Annotated in this window: 10 protein-coding genes; 6 read left to right on the top strand and 4 right to left on the bottom strand. The window is 61.1% G+C overall.

Going from position 1 to position 19,593, the window contains the following annotated elements; translation table 11 throughout:
* Window positions 1-325: 325 nt before the first annotated feature.
* Window positions 326-8,965, top strand: coding sequence for a retention module-containing protein (locus ACOI8A_RS23775; protein ID WP_420647900.1), 8,640 nt, complete (start codon window positions 326-328; stop codon window positions 8,963-8,965).
* A 373-nt stretch (window positions 8,966-9,338) separates the two neighbouring features.
* Here the strand turns inward: ACOI8A_RS23775 and ACOI8A_RS23770 are convergent, their stop codons facing one another.
* Window positions 9,339-9,734, bottom strand: coding sequence for a YbaN family protein (locus ACOI8A_RS23770; RefSeq protein ID WP_420647901.1), 396 nt, complete (start codon window positions 9,732-9,734; stop codon window positions 9,339-9,341).
* A 10-nt stretch (window positions 9,735-9,744) separates the two neighbouring features.
* Entirely contained in the window at window positions 9,745-10,332 is a 588-nt protein-coding gene (locus tag ACOI8A_RS23765) for a UPF0149 family protein (RefSeq protein WP_420647902.1), read from the bottom strand.
* Between the two features lie 276 nt (window positions 10,333-10,608).
* Between ACOI8A_RS23765 and recQ the strand changes: the two genes are divergently transcribed.
* From recQ to ACOI8A_RS23750, 3 genes are all read left to right on the top strand, one after another.
* The gene (gene recQ, locus ACOI8A_RS23760; RefSeq protein ID WP_420647903.1) at window positions 10,609-12,738 is read left to right on the top strand and encodes a DNA helicase RecQ; all 2,130 of its coding nucleotides are present in this window, start codon (window positions 10,609-10,611) and stop codon (window positions 12,736-12,738) included.
* A 152-nt stretch (window positions 12,739-12,890) separates the two neighbouring features.
* Window positions 12,891-13,325 carry a MarR family transcriptional regulator gene (locus tag ACOI8A_RS23755; RefSeq protein WP_420647904.1) on the top strand — a complete coding sequence of 145 codons (435 nt, stop codon included), beginning with the start codon at window positions 12,891-12,893 and terminating at the stop codon, window positions 13,323-13,325.
* A 127-nt stretch (window positions 13,326-13,452) separates the two neighbouring features.
* Window positions 13,453-15,102: a FimV/HubP family polar landmark protein gene (locus tag ACOI8A_RS23750; RefSeq protein ID WP_420647905.1), complete on the top strand. Its 1,650-nt coding sequence runs from the start codon at window positions 13,453-13,455 to the stop codon at window positions 15,100-15,102.
* 7 nt (window positions 15,103-15,109) lie between these two features.
* On the opposite strand, the gene ACOI8A_RS23745 is transcribed toward ACOI8A_RS23750, so the two are convergent.
* Window positions 15,110-17,299 carry a patatin-like phospholipase family protein gene (locus ACOI8A_RS23745; RefSeq protein ID WP_420647906.1) on the bottom strand — a complete coding sequence of 730 codons (2,190 nt, stop codon included), beginning with the start codon at window positions 17,297-17,299 and terminating at the stop codon, window positions 15,110-15,112.
* A 72-nt stretch (window positions 17,300-17,371) separates the two neighbouring features.
* Here ACOI8A_RS23745 and ACOI8A_RS23740 point away from each other — a divergent pair, with 72 nt between their 5' ends.
* Window positions 17,372-17,659, top strand: coding sequence for a SelT/SelW/SelH family protein (locus ACOI8A_RS23740; RefSeq protein ID WP_420647907.1), 288 nt, complete (start codon window positions 17,372-17,374; stop codon window positions 17,657-17,659).
* On the opposite strand, the gene ACOI8A_RS23735 is transcribed toward ACOI8A_RS23740, so the two are convergent.
* Entirely contained in the window at window positions 17,653-18,546 is an 894-nt protein-coding gene (locus ACOI8A_RS23735) for a DMT family transporter (RefSeq protein WP_420647908.1), read from the bottom strand. The two genes, ACOI8A_RS23740 and ACOI8A_RS23735, sit on opposite strands and share 7 nt — an antisense overlap.
* A 227-nt stretch (window positions 18,547-18,773) precedes the next feature.
* Between ACOI8A_RS23735 and ACOI8A_RS23730 the strand changes: the two genes are divergently transcribed.
* Window positions 18,774-19,589, top strand: a complete 816-nt coding sequence (locus ACOI8A_RS23730) for a UDP-2,3-diacylglucosamine diphosphatase (protein WP_420647909.1) — start codon at window positions 18,774-18,776, stop codon at window positions 19,587-19,589.
* Window positions 19,590-19,593 lie beyond the last annotated feature (4 nt).

Raw genomic sequence — 19,593 nt, 5'->3', positions numbered from 1 at the left:
ATGCGCTTTAGGGAGCACAAAAAGGCTTGAGGAAAGTTCCAATCAACTTTGCGACATACGGCGAAGTACTGCTAAAGGGGAGGGACGCGTAGCGGTTGATGAGCGACAGATTTTTGTCACTCGAGTGATTCACCACCGTTACGTAGCGTTAGTCGGTTAGCGGCATCGATCAGGAATTCCAAGTGCTTGAAGGCGCGGGAGTTTCTGATTTTGCGTCACCGGCGAAACGAACTGTCGAGGTGCGAGCGTCACCCCGACAACCCGATTGAGCCATGGGCTGCTTCGTTAACCAGTGCCGACGGTGGTCGGCGCCCAGGAGATGCACATGGCAACGCTCATCGGGATCGTCACTAAGGTCATTGGTCAGGTTTTTGCGGTTGCGGGCGACGGTACTCGCCGCGCGCTCGTCGAGGGCGACCGCCTGTTTGCAGGGGATCAATTGGTCACTGGCGCCGAGGGCGCGGTTGCCGTTCATCTGCAAAATGGCAAGGAATTGACTTTGGGCCGAGGCAGCAGCCTGGAATTGACTGCGCAGTTGCTTGCCGATCAGCCTGGTCAAGTGCACACGGCTGATGCGTTGACCCCGACCGATTCACAGTTGACCGACGTCGAGCAGATCCAGAAAGCCATCGCTGCCGGTGAAGACCCGAGCAAAACCGCTGAAGCCACTGCCGCCGGCCCCAACACCCCGGGCAACACGACCGGTGAGTTAGGTGGCGGGCATACTTTTGTGTTGCTGGAAGAAGTCGGCGGGCGGGTCGATCCGACTATCGGCTTCCCGACTGCCGGTTTTGGCGGGATCCCCGAGTTTCCGCTGGAACGCCGCGAGGCGGCGCTGGATAACGGCGATGGCGATGCTGATCCGGTCGCGCCGATTGTTCCGCCACCACCTCCAGTCAACAACCTTGTGACCCTCGGCGGCTTGTCTGTCGATGGCGGCGAATTGAATCTCAATGAAGCCAATCTGAGCGACGGCTCCGCCGCCAATCCTGGCGCGCTGACCCAGACCGGCAGCTTCACTGTGAATGCACCGGACGGATTGACCAGTCTGAGCATCGGCGGCATCAATGTGGTGGTCGGCGGCGTAGCGGTCGGTTTCCCACAATCGATCACCACGCAACTCGGCAGCACGCTGACCATCACCGGCTACAACCCGGCGACCGGCGTGGTCAGTTACAGCTACACCCTCAACGGCAATGAAACCCATGCGGCCGGTGATGGCGCGAACAGCCTCAGCGAACAATTCACCGTGGTCGCTGGCGATAGCAATGGCGACACCGCGACCGGCACCCTCGATGTCAACATCACCGACGACGTGCCCAAAGCCATTGATGACACCAATGCCAACAGCGCCTCGGAAACCCTGCTGACCTTGACCGGCAGTGTGTTGCCGAATGACATTCAGGGCGCCGACCGCATCCCGGTTGGCCCGAACAGCGGCCCGGTGATTGGCGGGACTTTCACTGGGACTTACGGCACCTTGGTGCTCAATCCGAACGGTTCCTACACCTACACCCTGAACACCAGCGATGCTGATTTCAAAGCGCTGACTGGCGGCGGCAACGGCACTGAAACTTTCGCCTACACCATCACCGATGCCGACGGCGATACCAGCACTGCCAACCTCGTGTTGCAGATCCACAACAACGACGACCCGGTGATCATCGATGGCCTGAACGTCAACGGCGGCGAACTCACCGTTTACGAAAAAAACCTCAGCGACGGCAGCGCTCCGGATGCTAGCGCACTGACCCAAAGCGGCACCTTCACCATCACCGCACTCGACGGCGTGACCTCGCTGACCATCGGCGGCATCGCCGTGGTTACCAATGGCGTGGCCGCAGGTTTCCCGCAATCCGTCGTCACTCCGCTGGGCAGCACGCTGACCATCACCGGGTTCAACGCGACCACTGGCGTGGTCAGTTACAGCTACACCCTGGTCGATAACGAAGCGCATCCGACTGCCAACGGCGCCAACACGCTAAGCGAGCAGTTCGCCGTAACCGTGGTCGATGACAACGGCACCACTGCCAACGCCACGCTCGACGTAAACATCGTCGATGACCTGCCGAAAGCCGTGGATGACAGCAACGCGAGCACCGCCTCCGAAACCTTGCTCACGCTTGAAGGCAACGTCCTGCCCAACGACGTGCAAGGCGCCGACCGCGTGCCCACCGGCCCTAACGCCGGGCCGATCACTGCCGGCACTTTCACCGGCACCTACGGCACCTTGGTACTCAACGCCAACGGCACCTACACCTACACCCTGAACACCAGCGACGCCGATTTCAAAGCCCTGACTGGCGGCGGCAACGGCACTGAAACTTTCGCCTACACCATTACCGATGCCGACGGCGATACCAGCACCGCGAATCTGGTTCTGCAGATCCACAACAACGACGATCCGGTGATCATCGATGGCCTGAACGTCAACGGCGGTGAACTTACTGTCTACGAGCAAAACCTCAGCGACGGCAGCGCCCCGGATGCCAACGCACTCACTCAAAGCGGCACCTTCACCATCACCGCACTCGACGGCGTGACCTCGCTGACCATCGGCGGCATTGCCGTGGTCACCAATGGCGTGGCCGCAGGTTTCCCGCAATCCGTGGTCACTCCGCTGGGCAGCACGCTGACCATCACCGGGTTCAATGCGGCCACGGGCGTGGTCAGTTACAGCTACACCTTGGTCGATAACGAAGCACACCCCAATGCCAACGGCGCCAACACGCTGAACGAGCAATTCGCCGTGACCGTGGTCGATGACAACGGCACCACTGCCAACGCCACGCTCGACGTAAACATCGTCGATGACCTGCCGAAAGCCGTGGATGACAGCAACGCGAGCACCGCCTCCGAAACCTTGCTCACGCTTGAAGGCAACGTCCTGCCCAACGACGTGCAAGGCGCCGACCGCGTGCCCACCGGCCCCAACGCCGGGCCGATCACTGCTGGCACTTTCACCGGCACTTACGGCACCTTGGTGCTCAATGCCAACGGCACCTACACCTACACGCTGAACACCAGCGACGCCGATTTCAAAGCCCTGACTGGCGGCGGCAACGGCACTGAAACTTTCGCCTACACCATCACCGATGCCGACGGCGATACCAGCACTGCCAACCTCGTGTTGCAGATCCACAACAACGACGACCCGGTGATCATCGATGGCCTGAACGTCAACGGCGGCGAACTCACCGTTTACGAAAAAAACCTCAGCGACGGCAGCGCTCCAGATGCTAACGCGCTGACCCAAAACGGCACCTTCACCATCACCGCACTCGACGGCGTGACATCGCTGACCATCGGCGGCATTGCCGTGGTCACCAATGGCGTTGCGGCAGGCTTCCCGCAATCGGTGGTCACTCCGCTGGGCAGCACGCTGACCATCACCGGTTTCAACGCGACCACTGGCGTGGTCAGTTACAGCTACACCCTGGTCGATAACGAAGCGCATCCGAATGCCAACGGCGCCAACACGCTGAACGAGCAATTCGCCGTGACCGTGGTCGATGACAACGGCACCACTGCCAACGCCACGCTCGACGTGAACATCGTCGATGACCTGCCGAAAGCGGTGGACGACAGCAACGCGAGCACCGCCTCCGAAACCCTGCTCACGCTCGAAGGCAATGTCCTGCCCAACGATGTGCAAGGCGCCGACCGCGTTGCGACCGGGCCGGTCACCGCCGGCACTTTCACCGGCACCTACGGCACCTTGGTGCTGAATGCCAACGGCACCTACACCTACACCCTGAACACCAGCGACGCCGATTTCAAAGCCCTGACTGGCGGCGGCAACGGCACTGAAACTTTCGCCTACACCATCACCGATTCGGATGGCGATACCAGCACCGCCAACCTCGTTCTGCAGATCCACAACAACGACGATCCGGTGATCATCGATGGCCTGAACGTCAACGGCGGTGAACTCACCGTCTACGAGAAAAACCTCAGCGACGGCACCAGTCCCAATGCCCCTGCGTTGACTCAAAGCGGCACTTTCACTGTCACCGCGCTCGACGGTCTGCAAACCCTCACCGTCGGCGGCATAGCAGTGGTCACCAACGGCGTGGCAGCAGGCTTCCCGCAATCGGTGGTCACGCCGCTGGGCAGCACGCTGACCATCACCGGGTTCAACGCGACCACTGGCGTGGTCAGTTACAGCTACACCCTGGTCGATAACGAAGCGCATCCAACCGCCAACGGCACCAACAGCATCACGGAAAACTTCAACGTGGTGGCGACCGACACCGACGGCAGTACTGCCAGCGGTCAGATCAACGTCAACATCGTCGATGACCTGCCCACCGCCAAACCCGATGCAGCTTCGGTGCAAGAGGGCGCAACCGTCAGCGGCAACGTGCTTAACAATGACATCGGTGGCGCTGATGGCCCGGCCGTGACTGGCGCGGTGATCGGCGTGCGCGCCGGTTCCGATACCTCGACTTCGGCCACTACCGGTCTCAATTCGCAGATCAATGGCACCTATGGCTACCTGACCCTGGACGCCAATGGCAACGCGGTCTATCACAGCAACCCGAACACCGTCAGCGGCCCGGGTGCAGTGGACGTGTTCGTCTACACCGTGCGCGATTCCGACGGCGATGAAAGCACCACCACCATCACCATCGACGTGGCGAACAGCAAGCTGTACGCGACCAGCGATACCGACGTCACCGTCTACGAAAAAGCTTTGGATCTGGTCAAGGACGGCCAGGATCTGGCCCCTGGCACTGTGGTCGGCAGCGACCCCACCAGCACTGGCGAAACCGCGTCCGGCACGCTGGTCGGCTCGGTTACGGGCGCAGTCGGCGCGATCAGCTACGCGCTGGTCGGCAGTGCCACCGGCAACTACGGGCAGATCGTGCTGAATTCCAACGGCACCTACACCTACAGCCTGACCTCACCGGCCAGTACCACGCCGCAAGCCGATGACGGCGCTAACACGCTGACCGAAACCTTCACCTATCAGGCGACCGATTCGCTGGGCAACGTGGTCACCAGCACCATCGTGGTAAGCATCGTCGATGACGTGCCGACAGCTGTGAATGACAGCAATGCCAACACGGCTTCCGAATCGTTGCTGACCCTCAACGGCAACGTGCTGACCAACGACGTGCAAGGCGCGGATGTCGTCGCGACAGGTCCTATCACCCCCGGCACCTTCACCGGCACTTACGGCACCTTGGTGCTCAATGCCAATGGCACTTACACCTACACGCTGAACACCAACGATGCGGACTTCAAGAATCTGCACGGCGGCGGCAACGGCACCGAAACTTTCACCTACACCCTGACCGATGCCGACGGCGACACCAGCACTGCGAACCTAGTGCTGAACATCCACAACAACGACGATCCAGTGGTGCTCAACGGCCTCGACGTCTATGGCGGCGAACTCACCGTTTACGAGAAAAATCTCAGCGACGGCACCAGCCCCAACACTCCGGCGCTGACCCAGAGCGGCACCTTCACCGTCACCGCGCTCGACGGTCTGCAAACCCTGACCGTGGGCGGCATCGCGCTGGTCACCAACGGCGTGGCCGCAGGCTTCCCGCAATCGGTGGTGACGCCGCTGGGCAGCACGCTGACCATCACCGGGTTCAACGCAACCACCGGCGTGGTCAGCTACAGCTACACCCTGGTGGATAACGAAACCCACCCGAACGCCAACGGCGCCAACAGCATCACCGAGAACTTCAACGTCGTAGCGACTGACACCGATGGCAGCACCGCCAACGGCCAGATCAACGTCAACATCGTCGACGACCTGCCGACCGCTCAAGCGGACAGCGGCTCGGTGGCGGAGGGCGGCACGGTCAACATCAGCGTGCTGGGCAATGACGTCAGCGGTGCCGATGGCGCGGCGACGATTATTGGCGTGCGTGCCGGCAGCAATACCGCGACCTCGGCCGTGGGCGGACTGAACAGCAACATCAATGGCGCCTACGGTTACCTGACCCTCGATGCGGCGGGCAACGCCGTCTACCACAGCAACCCGAACTCGGTCAGCCCACCGGGCGCCACCGACACGTTCACCTACAGCATCCGCGACAGTGACGGTGATGAAAGCACCACGACCATCACCATCAACGTCGCCGACAGCAAACTACTGGCCTCGGTCGATCAGGACGTAACCGTCTATGAAAAAGCCCTCGACCTGACCAAGGACGGCCAGGATCTGGCGCCCGGCACGGTCACCGGCAGCGAGCCAGGCAACACTGGCGAAACCGCCACGGGCACGCTGGTCGGCGCGGTCACCGGCGGCAGCGGCGCACTGACTTACACGCTGGTTGGCAGTGCCACGGGCAGTTACGGGCAGATCCTGCTCAACCCCAACGGCACGTACACCTACACCCTGACCTCGGCGCCGAAAACTTCGCCGAACGCCAACGACGGACCGAATACTCTCAGTGAGTCGTTCACCTACAAAGCCACCGATGCACTGGGCAACAGCACCACCAGCACCATCGTCGTCAATATCGTCGATGACGTGCCGAAAGCCGTCGCCTCGGATCGTTCAGTGGCGGCGGTGGAGATCGATTCCAACCTGCTGATCGTCCTCGACATCTCCGGCAGCATGGCCGATGCCTCCGGCGTACCGGGCCTGTCGCGGCTGGCGCTGGCCAAGCAGGCAATCAGTGCCTTGCTCGACAAGTACGACGATCTCGGCGATGTGAAAGTGCAGTTGGTGACCTTCAGCAGCAACGCCACCGACCGCACCGCCGTGTGGGTCGATGTCGCCACCGCCAAGACCATCCTCGCCGGCCTGACTGCCGGTGGCGGGACCAACTACGACGCGGCCGTGGCGGTGATGCAAACCGCGTTCAACACCTCGGGCAAACTCACCGGGGCGCAGAACGTCGGTTACTTCTTCTCCGACGGCAAACCCAACGAGGGCGACATCAACGCCGCTGACGAAGCTGCGCTGAAAAACTTCCTCGATGCCAACAACATCAAGAACTACGCGATCGGCCTCGGCAGCGGCGTGAGCAACGCCAACCTCGATCCACTGGCCTACGACGGCATCAGTCACACCAACACCAATGCGGTGGTGGTGACTGACCTCAATCAACTCAACTCGGTACTGTCGGGCACCGTACAGGGCGCTCCGGTCACCGGTTCGTTGCTGGGCGAGGGCGGCACCTTCGGCGCGGATGGCGGTTTCATCAAATCCATCGTCATCGATGGCACCACCTACACCTACGATCCAAAAGCCCTCAGCGGCCAGGGTTCGCTGACCCCGAGTGGCGGCGTCAATCACGGCACCTTCAACACGGCGACCAACAGCCTGAGCATCGCCACCAACAATGGCGGCACTCTGGTGATCAACCTCGACACCGGCGACTACACCTACACCTCGCAAAAAACCACCGCCGTGGTGATTACCGAAAACATCGGCTTCACCGTCAGCGACAATGACGGCGACCTCGCCAGCTCCACGCTGACCGTGAAAGTGATCCCCAACGCGCCTCCAGTGGCGATGGACGACCACGTCATCACCAACGTGCTGTCGGGCAACATCGTGGTGCCGGGCGAACTGCTGCTGGCCAACGATACCGACTCCAATGGCGACCCGCTCAACGCCACGCCAACTTCGTTTAATACAGGCTGGATCTCCAAGGCAGCGGACTTCACCGGCACCGGTGCGATCAGCTTCACCGGGATCGGCAACACCGCAGCCAACCAGAACCTGGCCAACGTGCGCAATTCGTTCAGCGCCAACGCGGCGACCATGACGGCCGTACTGGTGGTCAGCGGCTACCTCGGTGCTGTGAGCAACGTCAATGCCAACGATGAGGATCGCATCACCGTCAACCTGCGCCAGGGTGAAACCCTCAACCTGGATCACAACCTGGCGGCCGGTCATGTGAGCATGGAGTACTCGCTCAATGGCGGCAGCTGGATCGCCCTGGCTGACGGTCAGACCCTGACCGCCTCGTCTGACGGCACCTATCAGATTCACATAACCAATATCACCAACACCTCGGGAGGCAGCACCGCGGCGGAAAGCTACCAGCTGACCATGACCCTCAACTACGCCGGGGCGCACGACATCACCCCGGACTACCACGGCACGTACACCGCCAACGACAACCACGGCGGCAGCGACACGGCGAACGTGACCATCAGCTACCAGGACGGCCACACCCTCACGGGGACTGCCGGCGACGACGTGCTGGTGGCGGGCACCGGCAACAACATCATCAACGCCGGCGACGGCAACGATGTGCTGACTGCAGGCTCGGGCAACAACGAACTGCACGGCGGCGCCGGCAATGACTTGCTCTACAGCGGGCCGGGCAATGACCTGCTCGACGGCGGCACCGGCATCGACACCGCCAGCTACGCCCATGCCACCGCAGGCGTTACGGTCAACCTCGGCACCCTCGGCGCGCAAAATACCTTGGGCGCCGGCACCGATACCCTGACCGGCATCGAAAACCTCGTCGGCTCCAACTTCAACGACAGCCTGACCGGCGACAACAACAGCAACGTGATCAATGGCGGCCTCGGCAACGACACCCTCAACGGTGGTGGCGGCGATGACTGGCTGATCGGCGGCCTGGGCAACAACACCCTGACCGGCGGGGCAGGGGCCGACACCTTCCAGTGGCTCAAGGGCAACAGCGGCCACGACGTCGTCACCGACTTCACCCCCGGCACCGATAAGCTCGACCTGTCGCAACTGCTGCAAGGTGAAAACGCCACCACGGCGTCACTCGATGACTATCTGCACTTCACCGTCAGCGGCAGCGGTGCATCGGTGATGACCAGCATCGACGTCAGCGCCATGGCCGGCGCCACGCCGAACCAGACCATCGACCTGGCCGGCGTCAACCTCGCCAGCCACTACGGCGTGACACCGGGGGCGGGCGGGATGATCGCCAGCGGGCACGACACGGCGACGATCATCACCGGGATGCTGAATGATCATTCGTTGAAGGTGGACACCGTCTGACCCGAGCGCTGAAACAACAAAACCCGCCGCCCCGATGAAACGGGACGGCGGGTTTTTTTTGTGCGATTTAACTGCTGGCAATTATCCCTGTGGCGAGGGGACTTGTCCCCGTTGGGTTGCGCAGCAGCCCCAAAACCTGAGACCTCGGTACACAGGAATACCGCGCATTCAGCATTTACGACTGCTGCGCAGCCGAACGGGGATAAATCCCCTCACCACAGGGACCGCGTGTTGCTGAGGACTCGCTTTCTCTGTCAACTCCAGATTATCCAAGACCCGATTCACCGACAGTTCCCCGAGCATGATCAACTGCGCAACCCCCCACAGCACAACTTTGTCAGATCGATATAGCGCAGCAGCGCTTACATCGTCGTCAGGACTTACGCAAAGTCTTCTGCCGCAAAATATAAACCGTCACCAACACCGCACTGGTCAACATGAACCCGCGCGCCCACAGCAGCGGCACCAGGTAACACGAGAACAGAATGCTCACCCACATCAGCCCGATCGCGTAGACCTTGCCCTTGAGTGGAATGCCGTTGCCGTCGAGGTAATCGCGGATCCATGGCCCGAGCCGTGGGTGCTCGACCAGCCATTGATAGAAACGGGGGGAACTGCGGGCGAAGCAGGCCGCCGCGAGTAACAGGAAGGGAGTTGTGGGGAGGACAGGCAGGAAAATCCCGATCACCCCCAATGCCACGCTGAGCCAGCCGATGGCCAGCAGCAGGTAGCGCAACATCAGGGGCCGGTTGCCTATGGGGTTGTCCATAGGCTGGATCTTAGTGGTGACGTGGCTTGAGAATCGCCGGTTTTTCGTCTGGCGCGTTGCACAGCAGGTACAGCGCGGTCAGGGCTTCCGGGATCTGCACGATCATGTCGTCCATCAGGTTGGCGTCTTTGGCGATGTCTTCGAACTCTGGCTGTTCGTCGAACAGGCCCGAACCGACCATGATCGGCAGAAGCATTTCGCTGACTTCTTCTTCGGCGGTTTCGAACCATGCCGCTTCACGCAGGAACACGCCTTCCATGAAGCCGATGCACCAGCCGCGCAGTTCGGAATCGTCCGGGTCGTCGCCCAGATCCAGCTCGCATGGCAGTTCGAATTCTTCATCGGACGCCAGTTGGCGGGCGATGTGTGCCTTGAGGCCGATCAGCGTGGCTTCGATCTCGGCGCGCTCGGCTTCGCTGCTGTAACGCGGCTCTTCCGAGAACAGCGCGTCGATCCACTCGCGCTCCGGCACGTCTTCGGAACAGATCGACAGCGCGGTCAGGTAACCGTGGGCGGCCACGTAGTCCAGCGCCTCGTCATGCAGTTCGTCGGCGTCGAGGAAGACTTGCAGGCGGGTCAGTTGCTCAGCGAAGGACATTGAGGGGTTACCTTGGGAATAATAAACAATGCGCGAATTCTAGGCCTTCTTGAGCGCTCAAGCCAGCCGCGCGGCAGATTTGCCCGCACAAGCTTCTTCTCGGCGGCGCCCTCTGCGGGGGAGGGCTCGGGTATACTGCCGCGCTTTGCGATCCCTGCCGGCATCGCGGCTGAGACGAACGGCGCCGTGCAATGCGCCCTTACGTTTTGTTTAAGCAGCGTTGGCTGCCTTGAACCAGCCTGTGCAGGGATGTTTCGGTAGATTTTTGGAGTTTTTATGCTCGAACAGGCTCAACGCGTCCTCAAGGACATCTTCGGCTACGACAGTTTCCGTGGCCGTCAGGGTGCAATCATTGAGCGCGTGGCCAGTGGCGGTGACGCCCTCGTGCTGATGCCGACCGGCGGTGGCAAATCGTTGTGTTTCCAGGTCCCGGCGCTGCTGCGCGAAGGCTTGGCGGTGGTGGTTTCGCCGCTGATCGCGTTGATGGACGATCAGGTCGCCACTCTTGAAGAGTTGGGCGTGGCCGCTGCTGCTTTGAACTCCACGCTGAGCGCCGAACAGCAGCGCGATCTTGCCAACCGCATCAAGCGCGGCGAAGTGAAAATGCTCTATCTGGCGCCCGAGCGTCTGGTGCAGCCGCGCATGCTGGCGTTTTTGCAGAGCCTGGAAATCGCCCTGTTCGCCATCGACGAAGCGCATTGCGTGTCGCAGTGGGGCCATGACTTCCGGCGCGAGTACCTGCAACTCGGCCAACTCGCTGAACTGTTCCCGAATGTGCCGCGCATCGCGCTGACTGCCACGGCGGACAAACGTACCCGCGAAGAAATCGTCGAGCGCCTGCACTTGCAGAACGCCGAGCGTTTTCTGTCGAGCTTTGACCGGCCAAACATTTTTTACCGCATCGTGCCCAAGGAGCAGCCGCGCAAGCAGTTGCTCGCATTCCTCGCCGAGCGGCGCAGCGATGCCGGCATCGTTTATTGCCTGTCGCGCAAGAAGGTCGAAGAAGTCGCGACGTTCCTCAGCGAGCAGGGTTTCCCGGCGCTGCCGTATCACGCCGGTCTGCCCAACGAGCTGCGCGCGTTCAATCAGAAGCGCTTCCTCAACGAGGAAGGCCTGATCATGGTCGCCACCGTGGCGTTCGGAATGGGTATCGACAAGCCCAACGTGCGCTTCGTCGCGCACCTCGATCTGCCGAAATCTCTTGAAGCCTATTACCAGGAAACAGGACGCGGCGGCCGTGACGGTCTGCCGGCGGACGCGTGGATGGCTTACGGCCTGCAAGACGTGGTGATGCTCAAGCAACTGCTGCAAAACTCCGAAGGCGACGAACGCCACAAGCGTCTGGAGCAGCACAAGCTCGACGCCATGCTCTCGCTATGCGAAGAAACCCGCTGCCGTCGTCAGACGCTGCTGGCCTACTTCGACGAAGACATGCCCGAGCCGTGCGGCCACTGCGACAACTGCACCGACGGCGTGCAGACCTGGGACGCCACCGAGCCGGCGCGTCAGGCGCTGTCGGCGATTTTCCGCACCGGTCAGCGTTATGGCGTCGGTCACCTGGTGGATGTGCTGCTGGGCAAGGACAACGAAAAAGTCCGCAGCTTCGGCCATCAGCATCTGTCGGTGTACGGTGTCGGCAAGGCGCTGGGCGAGAGCGAATGGCGCTCGCTGTTCCGCCAATTGGTCGCACGTGGTCTGGCCGATGTCGATCATGAAGGCTACGGCGGATTGCGTCTGAGCGACACGTGCCGGCCGCTGCTCAAGGGTGAAGTGACACTGGAGCTGCGTCGCGACCTCAAGGCGCAGACCACCGCCAAAAGCGCCAGCAAGAGCCCGGCCAGTCAACTGGTGCGCGGCGAAGAGCGCGAGCAGTGGGAAGCCCTGCGCGCACTGCGACGCAAACTGGCGGAAGAACACGGCGTGCCGCCGTACGTCATCTTCCCCGATTCGACGCTGCTGGAGATGCTCCGCAGCCAGCCGACCTCGCTGGCGGAAATGGGCCGGGTCAGCGGCGTCGGCGCGCGCAAGCTCGAGCGTTACGGCGACGCTTTCCTCGAAGTGCTTGGCGGTCAGGCCGAGGCGCCGAAGGTTGTGGCCGATGTGCGCCACGAGCTGATCACCCTGGCCCGTGCCGGCATGACTCCAGTGCAGATCGCCGGGCAGTTGCAGTGCTCGGAGAAGAACGTCTACACCATGCTCGCCGAGGCGATTGGCAAGCAACAGTTGTCGCTGGAACAGGCACTGGATCTGCCGGAAGATTTGATGGGCGAGGTTCAGGACGCGTTTCTTGATGGCGAAGGAGAGTTGCCGCCGGTTGCCGAGATCGCAGCGCTGTTCGCCGGGCGTGTTCCGGAAGGCGTCCTGTACTGCGTGCGGGCTGCGTTGCAATCCGAATTTGAAATGTGAGCGAGATGTAAACGATGCGAGACGGCGTTTCTGCCAACGTTATACCGATGTAACGATTCAGTACGGAACGGCTCTTGCCTATAGCCAAATGTCATGCTTAGCTGACTAATAATTAGTTTTTCTCTATTTGTCAGTCTAATCACGAGAGTTTTATGCCGTTAACCGATCAACACCGTTTTGGCATGCAACTGGCCCAGATGTCACGCGGCTGGCGTGCCGAACTGGACCGCCGTCTGGCCGGGCTGGGCTTGTCCCAGGCGCGCTGGCTGGTGCTGCTGCATCTGGCACGCTTCGCAGAAGCCCCGACTCAACGTGAACTGGCGCAGAGCGTCGGTGTCGAAGGGCCGACCCTCGCGCGATTGCTCGACAGTCTGGAAGGCCAGGGCCTGGTGCAGCGCCAGTCCGTTGTGGAAGACCGTCGGGCGAAAAAAATCGTCTTGTGCGCCCCGGCTCTACCCCTGATCGAACAGATCGAAACCATTGCCACGCAACTGCGCCACGAATTGTTCGATGGCGTGGACGAGGCGGATTTAAAGGTCTGCATGCGTGTTCACGGGCACATTCTGGGCAATCTGGAAAAATCTTGAGGCATAACCGCACGCCGGTTTTTTGAGAGATCGCGCTGGGCCGACTATAAGAACTACTGGGCAATATCGTGTTCGTACCGGATGTGCGAACGCATAGAAGTCGGTTTTGCTTATAAAAGGGATGCTCATGCTCGAAAGTCGGCACGTTGTACTGCGTTGCGCCAACTCGCTGTTGCTGGCCGGTGTACTTGTCTGGTCCACCGCGTCATGGGCGCTGGGGCTCGGTGACATCACCGTGCACTCGGCGCTCAATCAACCGCTCAAGGCTGACATCGCGCTGCTGGATGCCGGAGGGCTGAGCGAGAGCGAGCTGTCGGTCAGTCTGGCGACGGCCGACGAATTCGGTCAGGCCGGGATCGAGCGGGTGTTTTTCCTCAATGGCCTCAAGTTCACCCCGATCCTGCGCGGCAACCGCGCAATGATCCGCGTGACCTCGAGCAAACCGGTCAACGAACCTTTCCTGAATTTTCTGGTGCAGCTCAATCAGCCCAACGGCCGTCTGCTGCGCGAGTACACGGTGCTGATCGATCCGCCGGGTTCTCCGGGCATTGTGCCGGCCAGCGACGAGCCGGATGCCCGACCACAATCTTCCGAATTTCCCACTCCCGAAGCACTGTCTGCGACAGAGCAGACCAAGCGCGCGGCGGCCCCTGTGCAGCAACCGCCGGCCGCCCCCGCGAATGACGCGCTGGCTGAGCAACTGGCGGCCAGTGTGTTGCAGAACCAGCAACTGCAGAAAACCGTTGATGAGCTGAATCTGAAGTTGCAGACACAGGATGTGCAAATCGCCGATGGAAGAAAACAGGTCAGTGAATTGCAGGTGAGATTGGCTGAGGTGCAAAAACCGCCACCTGCACCTGTCGTTGTAGCGCCGACACCGGCTCCGGTGCCCGCACCAAACCAGACTGAGGAAGACGCTTTGAACTGGCCGCTACTGGGTGGCTTGTTGGTGGTGTTGGCGTTGCTGGGAGCGGGGTTGTTTGTACGGCGTCGACGTCAACAGACCTTTGGCTCGGACGCGCCACCACCGTTACCGCTGCGCAATGAGCTTGAAGTTGAAGACGCTCAGCCGGGGCAGGCGATGACTGCGAGTCACCGCGACGAGCAACGCGACGAACCGGTAGCTGGCGATGTTCTTGAGGCAGTGGGCATTTATCTGGCCTATGGACGGCTTGGCGAAGCGGTCGGTCTGCTGCGCGATGCCTTGCACAAAGAACCGCAGCGCATCGACCTTGGCTTGCAATTGCTCGAAGTGCTGGGGCGTCAGGGCGACACGCCCGCTTATGACGAGCAGGAAGAGCATCTGCGAGAACTCGGCGTCGATCAGCAGCAGTTGCTAGACATCCGCGCGCGCCACCCGAAACTGTTCAGTGCTGCGGCGTTGATACCGGTGTTGCCCTTTGTGTCCGCTGCGCCGGTTGTTCCTGCCGAGCCCGCGCCCCTGGCTGCCGAGGACGACTTCGAATTGAATCTGGAAGATCTGTCGATCGATTCCAGTTGGGATCTGGATGACGGTCTTTCGGCTACCGATAAGTCGCTCGACGACGAATTTCTTGATGCATTTGGCGATCCCGATCAGTCACTTGAACTCGAACCCCTCGAGCTGCAACCGGCAGAACCTTTGCAAGCCGCCAACGCCGAAAAACTTGAACAAGCGCAAACCTGCATTGACGACGGCGACCTCGACAGCGCGATTGCCTTGCTCAACGAATTGCTCAAGGAGGCCGACGAGCCGCTCAGACAAACGGCGCGGACGTTGTTGGCGGGGATTCGTTGAATCCGGGTCAGAAGGTTTGGCCCAGATTCAGATAAACCGCCTGCTCATCCGCATCGTTCAAGCCGTAGCTGAAATTCAGCGGCCCCAGCGGTGTATCAAACCCGATGAACACGCTGGCTGCATTGATGTAGCCGCTGTCGAATTCATTGTCGTTGTTCCACGCTCGACCGCGCTCCAGCGAAGCACCTGCATACAGCGGGAAGTCCAGTGGCAGATACGAGCGCGGCGTCAGGCGACGGTAATACACCGCGCGCATCAGGCTGACGTTCTGCCCGGAGATCGCATCCTCGCGGAACCCGGACAACTGCCGCGCGCCACCCAGCAGAAAGCTTGAAGTCACCACGTTGGCGTCATCCAGGGTGCGGCCATAGCGCCCGCCAAGGATCAGCGTGTCCGGCCCATGACTCATGGCTTTGTCGAGTTTGAACTCCCATTGCCGGTAGCGTGTATCCGAACCCAGGCTTGGTTCGAACTGGGTCAGGGTCAGGCCGATGTCCTCGCCTTCGTGCGGGAAGTACACGTTGTCCAGCGAATCGAACGAGTATTTCAGCGTGTAGAAACCTTCGGTGAAGCTCTCGCTCGGTAAATCCTGATCGCCAATCCGCACGTCGGCCTTGCCCCAGGCCTCGCCGACGCCGAAGCGCACTTCACCGCTATTGCCGATCTGCCGGCCGACATTCAAACCAAAACCATAGCGCTCGACGCGGTACTGGGCGACCGGATCGTTGTCGAGCACCGACTCGACGTTCTGCGCTTCGAACGCGGCGTAGGGCGCGACGAAGTAACGCGAGCCAACATCCAGCGGCTGATAAAACTCGCTGTACAACTCTTGTTTGTCGCCGATCTGCGCCCGCGTCAGCCACTCGGCACCAAGACGGTTGATGCCGTTGACCCGGTAACTGGCGCCCAGGTTGAAGGCGCTGTCACCACGCATATCGTCCGACAGGTTCAGGCCGACGCGCAGATAATCGGTGCCGCTGCGTTTGCCGCGCGCGGTGATCACCAGCGTGTGATTGTCACCTTTGTGCGCCACGCGGTATTGCACTTGCTCAAAGTAATCGAGGCCGTACAAGGTGCCCATGTCCGATTGCAGGCGGCCCATGTCCAGCGGTTCGCCGATGTGCTGGCGGATGTAATAGCGGATCACGTCGTCGCCGACTTTCGAGTCGTTCTCGACTTTGATCGCAGTGATGATCGGCGTGCGCTGACCGGGGGCGCGGGCAGCGTTGAGCTCGGCATCCTGAGTCTGCGCGGGTCTGAGGCGGGCGAGGCGCGCATCGAGGATTTTAGTCGCACGGTAGCCGGCGTCGATCATTTCCTGGCCGCGGCCGAAATCGGTTGAACCGAAGCTCGCCAGCGGTGGCTGGATCAGCACGTCATTCGAGTGCAGGGTCGCCAGTTGTTCTTCGGAGTTGCGCCGGGTCATCAGAGTGATCGACTGATTCAGCACGTCAACCACGGTGACCAGTTCCTTGCGGTTGCGCAGCGGCGTACCGATGTCGACCACGATGGCCACGTCGACGCCCATTTCCCGCGCCACGTCGAGCGGGATGTTGTCAGTCATGCCGCCGTCCACCAGCAGCCGCCCATCGAGTTCGACCGGGGCGAACACTGCCGGGATCGACATGCTGGCGCGGATCACCTGCGGTAGATGGCCTTTGCGAAACACCACTTTTTCGCCATTGGCGATGTCGGTGGTCACGGCGCGGAACGGGATTGGCAGCTTGTCGAAATCCCGCGTGTCGCTGGTGTGCGCCAACAAGCTCTCGAGCAGCAGCGCGAGGTTCTGGCCTTGAATGACGCCCAACGGCAAGCCGAGACTGCCGTCGTCGCGGAAGCTGAGTTTCTGTTTAACCAGGAAGTCGCGGTCATCCTGCTTGCGCCGGAACGGCACGTCGCCGCGCGGCGGGGCGTCGGACAGCGCCTGTTGCCAGTCGATGTTCAGGGCAAGTTTTTCCAGCTCGTCGATCTTGTAACCCGAGGCGTACAAGCCGCCAATCACCGCGCCCATGCTGGTGCCGGCAATCGCGTCGATCTTGATGCCTTGCTCTTCCAGCGCTTTGAGCACGCCAATGTGCGCCAACCCACGGGCAGCGCCACCGGACAGCACCAGGCCGACTTTCGGTCGCGGCGCTTCAGCGGCGTGGACGAAGATTGGAAGGAAACCAAGCAGCAGGCAGATCAGCAGACGGCGCATCGTGAGTCTCGGGCAGAGCGATAAAGCCGGTTATTATAGCGGCGCCTCTCTGGATCAGGAGTTTCAGCAATCATGTCCGTAACAAAAGCGGAAATCGTCATTACTTATTGCACGCAGTGCCAGTGGCTACTGCGCGCCGCATGGCTGGCGCAAGAGCTGCTCAGCACCTTCGGAGACGACCTCGGCAAAGTGTCATTGGTGCCGGGCACCGGCGGGGTGTTTCACATCAGCTGCGACGGCACGCAGATCTGGGAGCGCAAGGCCGACGGCGGGTTTCCCGAGGCCAAGGTGCTCAAGCAGCGAGTCCGTGATCAGATCGATCCCGAGCGTGACCTCGGCCACAACGATCGCACTCAGTGAGACGCAGCTTCGGCGGCGACGGTTTTCTTGTCGGCGCTGCCTGACATCCGGCTCGACACCACGATGGCGACAATGATCAGCGCACCACCAAGCAGCATGCGCAGAGTCGGGTTTTCATCGAATAGCAGCCAGGCGACGGTGATGCCGTACACCGGCTCCATGGCAAACACCACCGCAGCGGTGCGCGCCTTGATCACCGCGAGGCTGGCGACGAAAAGACTGTGCGCGACGGCTGTGCAGAATACTCCGAGCAGGGCAATCCACAGCCAGTCAATGGCCCGCACCTCAGCGAGTTGCGGCGCCGCCACCGGCAGCAGACACAGCGCCACCACCACGTTCTGACACAGCGCCGCCTGCACCGCCGGAATGCGCCCGGAGCTGGCGCGGTTGGTCAGTGACAAGAGGGAAAACAGCAGGCCAGAGAGAATCGCCCAGAGCAACCCGGTGGTCGCGCCGCTGGCGAGATCGAACGCCGGGGTCACCAGCACCAGACCGACGCTCACCAGTACCACCAGCAGAATCTCGTTGGCGCGGATGCGTTCGCGGAAGATCAGCCCTTCAAGGATCACCGTGAAGGCCGGGAAACTGGCGAAACCCAGCGTCGCGATTGCGACCCCGGCGACTTTCACCGCAATGAAAAAACTTACCCAGTGCCCGGCCAGCAATACGCCGCTCAACGCCAATCGACGCCAGTCCACAGCCTGAAGTTTTTGCCAGCCCTGCTGACTGGCGAAGCGCGCGAAGAAGGCCAGTGCGAGCACGGCAAACGCGGCACGGCCGAACACGATCACCGCAGGCGAGGCGGCCGCGAGTTTGCCGAATACGCCGGTCAGGCCGAACATCAGTGCGCCAATATGCAGGGCGCCGAGGGCGGTACGGGGAGTCATTGCTGTCCTTGGATCGAATACATTTGCGCCATTGAATCGTGTTCTGCCTGATGTGTCTGTCAGCAGACTACCGACAGTTGTCGTCAGCCCCGTGTCGCATTTGTGTAGGAGACATCCTGAAGTCGTCCTGTGAATTGTTCAAGCGTTGTCACGAGACTGACGCACAGTTGTCATGGACGATTAACCCACCGGGCGCAGAGTGGCAAAAACATCGTAGAGGGTCGCCCATGACCAGCGCCGAGCTTGCCAGACCCAGCCGTAAACAAAGAGTGCGCACCCTGTGGATTTCCGATGTGCACCTTGGCACCAAAGATTGCCAGGCCGAGCATCTGTCGCAGTTTCTCAAGGGCTATCACGCCGATAAGGTCTATCTGGTTGGCGACATCATCGACGGCTGGAAACTGCGCGGCGGCATGTACTGGCCGCAAGCGCACACCAACGTGATTCGCCGCTTGTTGACCATGAGCAAGCGCGGCACCGAGGTGATCTACGTCACCGGCAACCATGACGAATTTCTGCGGCGTTATTCGAAGTTGATCCTCGGCAATATTCAACTGGTCGATGAAGCGGTGCATGTCACGGCAGACGGCCGGCATTTGCTGGTGATTCACGGCGATCAGTTTGATGTGATCACGCGTTATCACCGCTGGCTGGCGTTCCTCGGCGACTCGGCTTATGAGTTCACGCTGACTCTCAACCGTTGGCTCAATCACTGGCGCGCCCGTTACGGCTACGGTTATTGGTCGCTGTCGGCGTACCTCAAGCACAAAGTGAAGACGGCGGTGAGTTTCATCAGCGACTTCGAAGAAGCGATTGCGCATGAATGCGTGAAGCGCGGACTGCATGGCGTGGTCTGCGGGCACATTCACCATGCGGAGATTCGCAAGGTCGGCGAGGTGGATTACCTCAACTGTGGTGATTGGGTGGAGTCGTGTACGGCGCTGATCGAGCATTGGGATGGCACGATCGAGCTGTATCGTTTGGCAGATGCGCAAGCTAGAGACGCAGAGCTGAAAGCGGCCAAGGTTGCTGAATTGGCTTAAAAGC

The sequence above is a fragment of the Pseudomonas sp. P4795 genome (assembly GCF_048822895.1).
GTDB lineage: Bacteria > Pseudomonadota > Gammaproteobacteria > Pseudomonadales > Pseudomonadaceae > Aquipseudomonas.
The sequence above is the reverse complement of the archived record's forward strand: the minus strand, read 5'-3'. Positions and strand labels throughout refer to the sequence as shown.